General features: G+C 65.4%; 6 protein-coding genes. 2 read left to right on the top strand and 4 right to left on the bottom strand.

Features of this window, described 5'->3' with window-relative positions; translation table 11 throughout:
- The 3 genes from JZ792_RS31745 to JZ792_RS31735 form a co-directional block, all read right to left on the bottom strand.
- A partial coding sequence (locus tag JZ792_RS31745; protein ID WP_216911726.1) for a chorismate synthase occupies positions 1-196 on the bottom strand: 196 nt, incomplete at its 3' end.
- Positions 197-420: 224 nt separating this feature from the next.
- On the bottom strand, positions 421-3,915 hold the full coding sequence (gene car, locus JZ792_RS31740; protein WP_216916496.1) for a carboxylic acid reductase: 3,495 nt from the start codon (positions 3,913-3,915) through the stop codon (positions 421-423).
- 89 nt (positions 3,916-4,004) lie between these two features.
- Positions 4,005-4,940, bottom strand: coding sequence for a helix-turn-helix transcriptional regulator (locus JZ792_RS31735; RefSeq protein WP_216916494.1), 936 nt, complete (start codon positions 4,938-4,940; stop codon positions 4,005-4,007).
- 113 nt (positions 4,941-5,053) lie between these two features.
- On the opposite strand from JZ792_RS31735, the gene JZ792_RS31730 reads away from it, so the two are divergent.
- A complete protein-coding gene (locus JZ792_RS31730; RefSeq protein WP_216916492.1) occupies positions 5,054-6,616 on the top strand; it encodes an MFS transporter in 1,563 nt (520 codons plus the stop codon).
- 156 nt (positions 6,617-6,772) lie between these two features.
- Complete coding sequence (locus JZ792_RS31725; protein WP_216916490.1) at positions 6,773-7,996, top strand: PucR family transcriptional regulator; 1,224 nt, start codon at positions 6,773-6,775, stop codon at positions 7,994-7,996.
- A gap of 9 nt (positions 7,997-8,005) precedes the next feature.
- Here JZ792_RS31725 and JZ792_RS31720 read toward each other — a convergent pair whose 3' ends face one another.
- Complete coding sequence (locus tag JZ792_RS31720; RefSeq protein WP_216916488.1) at positions 8,006-9,094, bottom strand: IS701 family transposase; 1,089 nt, start codon at positions 9,092-9,094, stop codon at positions 8,006-8,008.
- Positions 9,095-9,413 lie beyond the last annotated feature (319 nt).

Raw genomic sequence — 9,413 nt, 5'->3', positions numbered from 1 at the left:
CGTGCCGGACACCGCCGACCATGGTGACCTTGTCGGCCTCGAATTTCATCCGGGCGCCACGCCCGTACCCGAGCCGGCGGCGGGCCAGTTGCGCGGAGATATCGTCCGACGTCACCTCGACACCGGCGACCATCCCCTCCAGGATGGTGACGAGGGCGGGACCGTGAGATTCTCCAGCAGTTATCCAGCGCAGCACGGGTGTCCCTTCGATGTCGGCGGCGTGGTGGTCTTCGGCGGCCGTGATCGAGGCATGCCGCGCGGTGTCGGTTGACACATTCGTGGCGGCGGCCTGGAATTCGGCCGACGAGGAACGAGCGCGACCACCGTGCTTCCGAGCCAGGGGCGAAGGAGCCGAACCACAGTCCGCTGTCATCGGTGTCGGTGCCGTGCAATTCGTCCGGTGTCGGCCGCTGGTCGCTATCACTGATCCGGCGCGCGCAGACGGCTCCGGGACATCGGTCGCCCCGGAGAGGTGATCATCTGTGCGTGGACTGCGGTGTCACCAGGTGAGAAGGTCCCCCTGCGCTCGTAGCGGACGCCGTGGTGGACTTCCAGATCGTGTGCGTACTTCGCGATGAGCGCGGGTGTCACACTCGGTATGCGGGAGTAGCCAGGGACGGTGCCCACGCGGATTTGCGATTCGAATTCGAAGGAGGGGATTTCCACCCCTCGCACTGCCGTCTCCGGTTCGGCGAAGCGGTCGATGATCGGCAGGATGGTGCCCTGTCGTGCGTCTGGTAGGGATTGGAGAGCGGGTGTGGTGGCGTCGATCCAGCTCGTGTAGTCGTGGGTCCGCTTGATCACGTAGCCCAGTTCACCGAGCCAGTCGATGACGACGTCGAGAGAGACTCCGTCGTCGTGCGGATTGACCAAGCCGTAGGTGTGTAGTCCGGCGCGGGTGCCGTCGCCGAGTGCGGCGACAGCCTTCGCGGTGAAATCGACGGGCAAGCCGTCGTAATGTGCCTGCTGCACCGCAACAGTGGGCGAGGTTCGGTAGAACGAGTTGGGGGCGGTACCGGTGAGCAGAATCGTGTGCAGCAGCCTCGAGAACACATCGGTGACGTTGAGCGCGCCCTGGTAGGCGCTGTGGGCGAGGATCATGCTGGAACGGAAGATCGTGATGTCCAGTCCGAGTGTCTCCCGCGCGTCGTGCAGCAGGACTTCCCCGGCCCATTTGCTCGCCGCGTACCCACTGCCGTAGCTGGAATCGAGAGGGATACTGCCGAGTGCGGTTCGGATATCGGAGATCTCGTCGATCGCGCCCCGGTCCGTAGGGAAGTTCGCAGCAACTGCCACACTCGACAGGAAGGTGAATGCCTTCCTCCGCCCGGTCGTAGCCAACCCGATCAGCTCTGCGGTGCCGACGACATTCGCCTCGAACATGTCCCGATATCCGAGTACGTGGTTGACCAAGGCACCGGCGTGGACGATGAGGTCGACCTCGGAGGCGAGGCGATCCCATTCCCGGCGTGATAGTCCGAGGCGGGCTTCGGAGATGTCTCCGGGAACCACCCGCAGCACTCGTGCGGCCAGCCGGTCGAACCGTGCGAGCAGCTCGGGGTCCGAGGCGTAGACCCGGCGGAGGCGATCGGCTGCGGAGCGGGCATCGCCGCTGCGCACCACGCAGACCAGTTCGCCGTCGACGGCGGCGAGCCGGTCCATCCATTCGAGTGCGAGAAATCTGCCGAGATATCCGTTGGCACCGGTGAGCAGCACAGTGGAGACGGGCTGGGCGCGCTCCGCATCTACCGTTCCCGGTGTCAAAAATGCACGTACGCGGAGGTCGGAGGCGTCGAGATGTGCGGTATCCGATCCGTGTACGGAGGTGAAGGTGGCGCGATCGCTCACTTCGGACTGCCGCCGTTCGATATAGCCTGCGAGCTGTTCCAGGTCGTATCCGGCACTGGCGACGACATCGACGGGAACGGTGACCGAGAACGTGTCCTCGAGCAGATTCGCCATGGCCACCGCCGAGAGTGAATCGCCGCCGAGATCGCGGAAGGTCGTCTCCGCAGGAATCTCGGCGATCACTCCCCCGAGCACCGCGAGCGCGGCACGGCGGACCGTGGTGATCACGGGTTCTGAGCCGTCGGCGGCCTGCACGGCCCGCAGCAGTTCGACTTCGGCCGCCTCCAGTTCGTCGTACAGCCCACGCAGGCGCTCGCCGTACACGTTCGCGAGCCGGGGCCGGACGAACTTGCGATGATCGGAGACCAGACCGAGACTCTGGGCCGCGAAGTCGAGTGGTTCGATGATCAGACCGCGTGGGATCTCGTATGCGGCGCGCCCGGAATCCTCGGCGGCCTCGCGGAACGAGCTGAGGATGGCGGCAGTGAGTCGCGGGTCGTCGCCGACATATCTGGCCAGGGCATCGCGCGTCGGTACCACGACACCGACGAGATAGGAACGTTCGCTGTCGCCATACAGGAAGATCTGATGGACCAACGGGCTCGTCGCGTACAGCGCTTCCAGCGAGGGCAGCGCCACGAATTCTCCCTGTGACAGCTTGATCACACCGCTTTTGCGGTCGATGATGCGCACATCGTCGACCGCGACCTGTTCGACGATGTCCCCGGTCTGGTAGTAGCCGTCCGCATCGTGCATCGTCGCGGTCAGTGCAGGGTTGTTGTAGTACCCCGGCACGGTCGATGTGCTCTTCAGTAGCAGTTCTCCACGCGGGGATGGACGGTCGGTGACGGAGTATCCGAGTTCGGGGACGTCTGCGAGTTTGTAATCGATGACCGGCGGCCGCAGGATCCGGCCGTCGGCCATGACACCGCCGACCTCGGTGGTTCCATACAGTATGTGCAGGTCGAATCCCAGGATGGATTCGATGAATTCGCGCATACGGCCGGACAGTGGCGCCGAGGTACAACTCGCCCACTCGACCCGTCCGCCGAGGGTTTCGTCTCTGATCAGCGCCCTGATCTCAGCGGCACCGGCAGCGGCGTCGAGTTCGGGACGCGTCTTCGCCAGTCCCGCAAGTCTGCTTCGGTAGTGCTGGTACAGCAGTTCGCAGACTCTTGGGACGAGTGATATCTCGGTGGGTCGGGCCAGTGCGAGATCTTCGAGCAGTGTCGACAGATCGCTGGCGGCGGTCAGGTAGGTGGTGCCGCCACGGGCGAAAGTGTTCTTGACCGAGGAGTGGCCGGCGACGTGGCTCATCGGCATGTAGTGCAGGGTCGAGATTGCGCGGTCCTCGGCGAAGAATTCTGCCCAGCCGTCTCCGCCCCACATCTGCGCTACCAGGCGATCGGTGTACATGGCCCCCTTGGGGGTGCCGGTACTCCCCGAGGTGTAGATCAGCATCGCCAAGTCGTCGTCGCCGGAGTCGGAGGGCGCGGGGGTCTGGCCGTCGCAGGGGAGCCGCCACATGGTCACGAGTTCGGTGCCCTGGGCGCGGAGAACGGCTGCGGCCTCGTCGTACTTCGCTTTGTCGGTGGTGACCTCGGGCAGGTAGGAGAACATGAGGACATGTTCGATCGAGGGGCTGCGCTCGGCCAGCGATGCGGCGGTCGTCGCGTTGTCGATACTCGCGGCTATCAGGACGGGAGCGGTATCGAGGACAATATCGCCGATCTGTGACAGGGGCGCGCTGACGGGAAGGGGGACTACGACCGCGCCGACGAGATTGCATGCGAGATCCAGAGTTATGTAGTCGAGGTCTGCGAATCCGAGTATCGCTACCCGGTCGCCGGCCGCAATGCGGGAGGCAGGCTCCTGGGTGAGTGCCCGGGCAATGAACTGCACTCGCTCCCAGAGCGTTTCGTAGCTGACTGTCTCGTAGCGCGGGAGCAGTCGAACCGACACCGCACCGGATTCCTCGTCGTGCACCAATTCTCGGGCTCGCTCAGCGATCGCCGGGCGGCTCCCGTAGCGCTGCATCACCGTGGCCATACGTTCCGCGAGTGGCATGGCGCCACCTCCATAATCTGTGGATCCTGTTGCCACTCAACACATTATGGCTCCACAGATGTGCGCCCAAGATATCTCCGGTCAGTCAGTCAGGTCCGGGGATTCAGGGCAGTACGTCGGTCCGGACGCCGCGTGCGGCCGGGCGGCGTCGCGGCGGATCGTTCGCCGCCACCATCGGCCGCGATGGTCTGGCTGTAGAGCAGCCGCAGCGCGTCCGCCGATGCGGCGTCCTTCGGCGTGTACAGCTCGAGTCGGTGATCGGTGCTGTCGGGCTGTAGCCAGACCTGGTAGTCGACCACCAACTCCCCCACCGTCGGATGACGCATTCGCATGGTGCCGACGGTGCAGTCGGCGACCGCGCCCGTCGCCCACAGCGATGCGAATTCCGGGCTGCGCATGAGCAATTCGCCGATCAGTTCGGCCAGTCGGCCGTCCGAGGGATATTTCCCCGAGGTGAATCGCAGATAGGCCACGTGCGCTCGGGCGAGTTCGTCCCAGTTGGCATACAGATCACGCGTCAGCGGATCGAGGAAGAACATCCGGGGCAGTGAGGGACGGCGGGCAGACTCCGACGGCGCGGACGCGTCGATGTGCTCGGCGAGCAGCGTGTGCCCGACCCGGTTCCAGGCGAGTACGTCGCCTCGGCGGCCGAGGATGACTGCGGGCGTGGCATCGGCGAGTGAGGCGAGCAGAGCGAGCACCCGTGGATGCGGTACCTCGGGTCGGGGCCGCGCCAAGCGCGACGTCGGCGATCTGCGGGCGAGATTGTGCAGGTGGACGACCTCGTCCGGATCCAGTCCGAGTACTCGTGCCAACGCGTCGAGAACCTGTCGCGAGGCCGTACCCGCCTGATCCTGTTCCAGCCGTGTGTAGTAGCCGACACTGACCCCCGCCAGCTGGGCCACCTCCTCGCGGCGCAAACCCGGTACCCGCCGGGCGGTCGCATATTTCAGCAGGCCCGCTGCTTCCGGGGTGGTACGGTCACGGCGGGCCTTGAGAAAGCGACCGAGACTTTCAGGTTCCATACTCCCCGAGGATATCCGCGATTGCCGCGCGATCGACGTCCGTGCCTGCCCCTGCCGGGTATACCCACGGAAGGGGGATGGCTGTGCTGCAGCGTGCGGCGCATCGTCGGGCTATGAGTAATCAGATCGATCATCCGACGTCGAGTCCTGTCGACCGCCGCGCCTGGCTGGGTCTGCTGGTGGTACTCGGCCCGGTCCTCTTGGTCTCCATGGACGGATCGGTTCTCTTCCTCGCCATGCCCGAAGTCACCTCGGCTCTGTCACCCTCGGCGGATCAGGCCCTGTGGATACTCGATATCTACGGATTCGTCGTCGGCTCCCTACTCATCGCGTTCGGCAATATCGGCGACCGCTACGGTCGCCTACGGCTGCTCCTGGTCGGTGCGATCCTGTTCGGTATCGGGTCGACGGCCGCCGCACTGTCCTCGAGCGCCGAGATGCTCATTGCCTCACGGGCGCTGATGGGTCTGGGCGGCGCGACCCTTCTGCCCTCCGGCCTCGCTGTCCTGAGCGAACTCTTCACTGATCCACGCCAGCGTGCGCGCGCCATCGGCATCTTCGCCGCCACCTTCGCCACCGGATTCGCAATCGGCCCGATACTCGGCGCCGTCCTGCTCGACAGCTTCTGGTGGGGTTCGGTCTTCCTGATCAACCTGCCGGTCGTGTTGATCTTCCTGGCCGCGGCACCCGTCGTGCTGCGCGAAGTACGCTCGACCCGTCCCGGACGCGTCGACGCGCTCAGTGTCGCCCTGTCCGCTCTAGGACTGCTCGCGGTCGTCTACGCGATCAAACACGTCGCCGCCTACGGGGTGACCCCGGTCACGGCAATCTCCGCGGTACTCGGAATCATCCTGCTGACGTGGTTTGCCCGGCGCCAGCGTGGACTCGACCATCCGCTCATCGATCTCACGTTGTTCCGCGAACGTGTCTTCACCGTGGCCATCCTGACAGGCCTGCTGTCACTGGTCGCCTGGTCGGCGAGCGCCTATCTCACCGCCACGTATCTGCAATCGGTCCTCGACTACTCGGTCCTGGTCGCAGGTCTGCTGGTGCTGCCCGGTGCGGCCGTGCTGACCACCTCGTGCATCGTGACGCCGTCGGTGGTGGAGCGGGTGGGCAAGCGGACCTCGCTCATCGCGTGCCATGCCTTCATGGCGGTGGGGCTGCTGTTGTTGCTGTTCACCGGTCTGACCCACGGCGTGGAGTGGTTCGTCGCCTCGGCCGTTGTGGCGGGCGTCGGCTACGGTATTTCCTTCAGCCTCGTTGCCGAGACGGCCGTCGCCGCCGTTCCCGCCGAACGAGCCGGATCGGCGGCCGCCCTCGCAGAGACAAGCAACGAGATCGGCAATGCGCTCGGTATCGCGCTGCTCGGTTCCCTCGCCGCCTTCGTGTTCCGCACCAACGGGCCCGACCAGGCGGGCACGCTCACCGAAACCCTCCACATCCCAGGCCTGAACACCGAGGTAGTGGAGGACGCGAAATCCGCGTTCGTCGACGGCCTGCACGCCGCGGGCCTGGTGGCAGGACTTCTGTGCGCGCTGCTCGCGCTGCTCGCCATCCGCTGGATTCCCAAGCCCGGCAAGGCCAACGGCGACGATCCGGCGAACCGGGACACCGCGCCGACGGACAGTGCACACACCCCGGGCACACCCGAAGCGAGGACGCCCACGCACTGACCTTTCCACATCCGTACGTCCGCGTCAGCGGCGTCGGTACCGCGACCACAAGCCCGCTCGAGTCCCGTCGAGTTTTTGATATCCCGACCCGATCACTCGGCACGGCATCGCGTCGTGCCGAGCTCGGGCCCATCGCGTGAAATCGAGGAAGCGCTCTTGAACGAATCGATGTCCCCGCTGAAGGATCTGCGGGAGAAACTCCGAACCCTACGCGCCGAACGCAACCTGCAGGCGGCACTCATCGATGCCCTATTAGTCAACGGCGATCTGCACGAAATGGCACTCACGGCGGCTCGCGCACTCGACGGCAGGATCACGATCGTCGCGGCCGACGGCTCGGTTTTGGCGATGTCGGAGGATCAGATCGATGAGGATCTCCATCCGGCGCTGCGCCTGCTCGACATCGCTGTACCCCCCGATCCGGTGCAGATCGAGAGCGGTCTGTGGGTCTCGGGAATGTGCGTCGGCGACGACTACCTCGGCTGCATCGTCCTCAATCCGCAGGGCGGCCCCTCCGAACAGCATCCCGCCCAGCTGCGTCTGCTCTCGGACACGGCGGCCAGGATCGTGGACAGACGCGGCAACCTCACCGATTTCAGAGGACACATCCGCGACAACCTGCTCAACAGCGTGCTCGCCCAGAAATCGGTCGACCACGACCGCCCACACCTGGAGCGCGCGGCACATATCGGAATCGACCTCGAGGACCCGTTCGTCGTCGCGGTGGTGCAATCCGAACAGTCACTGCGCTGCCGCGTGAACCTGTGGGCATCCTCGTACGCCGCACAGGTCGGCGGGCTGCGCGGCACGCACAATGGCGATGTCGTGCTCTTGATTCCCGAGGGTCCACAGGCACTACCGGAGACGATCTCCGAATCGCTGACGCGGATCGCGCGCGCGGAACTCCCGGTGGGCATCAGCAGCGCGCACCTGGGCACGGCAGGCGTGCGGGAGGGATGCCGGGAGGCGCGCTGGTGCCTCGAAGCGGCAGTCGCGCTCGGCGCGAAGAAGACCGCGACATCCCCAGCCGATCTCGGATTCGTCGGCCTGATGCTGTCCAGGGACTACGACATACCGGGCTATCTCACCCGCGTACTCGGTCCCGTCCTCGACTACGACCGGACCCACCGCGGGGAGCTGACAGCGACATTGCACGCCTATTTCGCGACGGGCTCGAGCCCGTCCAGAGCCGCCGAGCAGTTACACATGCACACCAATACTGTCGCCCGCAGGCTGCACCGCATCAGTGAATTGCTCGGCGAGGACTGGAAGGATCCCGACCCCGCCCTGGAAATCCAGCTCGCCCTGCGACTGCTGTCGGTACAGGACACGTTGACCCTCAGCAGGAGCGAGCGCGATCCGGCAGCGACTGCGTCCTGATCGCGTCGTTCACGCGCCTGCTGCCCGGACCCGACTTCCGGTGAGCACGCCGCGCGCGGTCGCCGCCGATCGCAGCGAGCGAATCGTGTGGGCGACCGAGACCAAGGTCGCGTGACGATGCCAGCCGGCAAGGGAACGGCCCGAGAAATCTCGGATCCCCAGGTGCTCGAGCTGATAGTCCTGGGTCGCCGCCGCCATGTCGAGCAGCCTGCGTGCACGGAGCACGCTGCCCGCGTGCACGGTTGCGACATCGGTCAGCCACAGTGTTCCGGAACGTCCGCGGACCCCGTGGTCGAGCCCCCACAGGCCGAGATCGCCGTCGGCGCGCGGCCTGTTCGGCAGGCGGACCTTCGCCTTGGAATAGACCACCGGCTCGCCGGCGCCCGCATAGTGTCCTCGCTGCGACAGATCCAGTGCCGCGCCCGCCGAGGCCACGTGCCACGCCGGTGTCGGCGAGCGGGTCGCCACCTCGACCGGATAGTTTTCCGCGACACGCAGGTACAGCGGTGCACCGACATGACGCAGTTGTGTGATCAGTGCACCCGCATCGAGTCCGCGAGCGTCGAGGACTAGCATCCGCGCGCTCTCACCGGGATCGATCTGTGCCAGCAGGGATCCTACGATCGCTCCGGTCCGCTCCGTGGAGGCGCGATCGAGGGTCGGTACGATAGCGCCCGCACCGGTCTGCGACGGAATCTCCATGTGCCAATTGACCGGCGCGCTGCCCGATTCGGCGGCCATCCAAAGTCCAAGGGCCCACTGCGCGCTGACCATCCGCCCGAACTCCGGATGGAATCGACGCTGCACGCCAACGGATTTGCTCCCTCCCTTCGGTATCACGAGCGGATAACCGACCCAGGCCCTCGTCTCGCCGATCTCCTCGGCCAGCACACCCGCGAGCGCCCGGCGTACCGGCTGCCAGTCCCAGGTGGAACCGTTTACGAAATGGTGCAGATTCTGCTCCGCAGAACTGTCGCCGGAATGTTGCGCGATATTCCGTATCGATTTACGTCCCGGAGTGCGCTGGAGGCCTTTTATGTATTCTCTGGCCCGCTCCCGCTGATCACGTCGCAAAAGGGCCGAGAAAATATTCTCCATCTGTGTTTCCACGGTGCCGCTCGAAAAACCATGCATAATCACGAAATCTTTACCCCTCAGATCCGTCCCCTAGGATTACCTGGCTAGCATATCGATTCTCGGACAAACGTCCATGTCGACGTAAGGTTGTCCCAGCACCGCGTTCGCGGCTGAAGTGATCGGCTCACCACACCCGGGGTCCGCGAACTGCGACTGGTGGTCGGATCTGCCGAATGCCCTCCGCCGCGAGCACATTTGAGCAAGCGAGCGCGGTGGTACTGCGACTTCGGCTGCTCCCCCGGCACGAACTCGCCCCCACCGTGCGCGTCGCCATGAACTC

It is taken from the genome of Nocardia noduli, assembly GCF_019038455.1.
GTDB classification, from domain to species: domain Bacteria; phylum Actinomycetota; class Actinomycetes; order Mycobacteriales; family Mycobacteriaceae; genus Nocardia; species Nocardia noduli.
The sequence above is the reverse complement of the archived record's forward strand: the minus strand, read 5'-3'. Positions and strand labels throughout refer to the sequence as shown.

Bases quoted from the DNA above. Each gene is read 5' to 3' on its own strand.
- car (WP_216916496.1), bottom strand. From the start codon at position 3,915: ATGCCACTCGCGGAACGTATGGCCACGGTGATGCAGCGCTACGGGAGC.
- JZ792_RS31735 (WP_216916494.1), bottom strand. From the start codon at position 4,940: ATGGAACCTGAAAGTCTCGGTCGCTTTCTCAAGGCCCGCCGTGACCGT.
- JZ792_RS31730 (WP_216916492.1), top strand. From the start codon at position 5,054: ATGAGTAATCAGATCGATCATCCGACGTCGAGTCCTGTCGACCGCCGC.
- JZ792_RS31720 (WP_216916488.1), bottom strand. From the start codon at position 9,094: ATGGAGAATATTTTCTCGGCCCTTTTGCGACGTGATCAGCGGGAGCGG.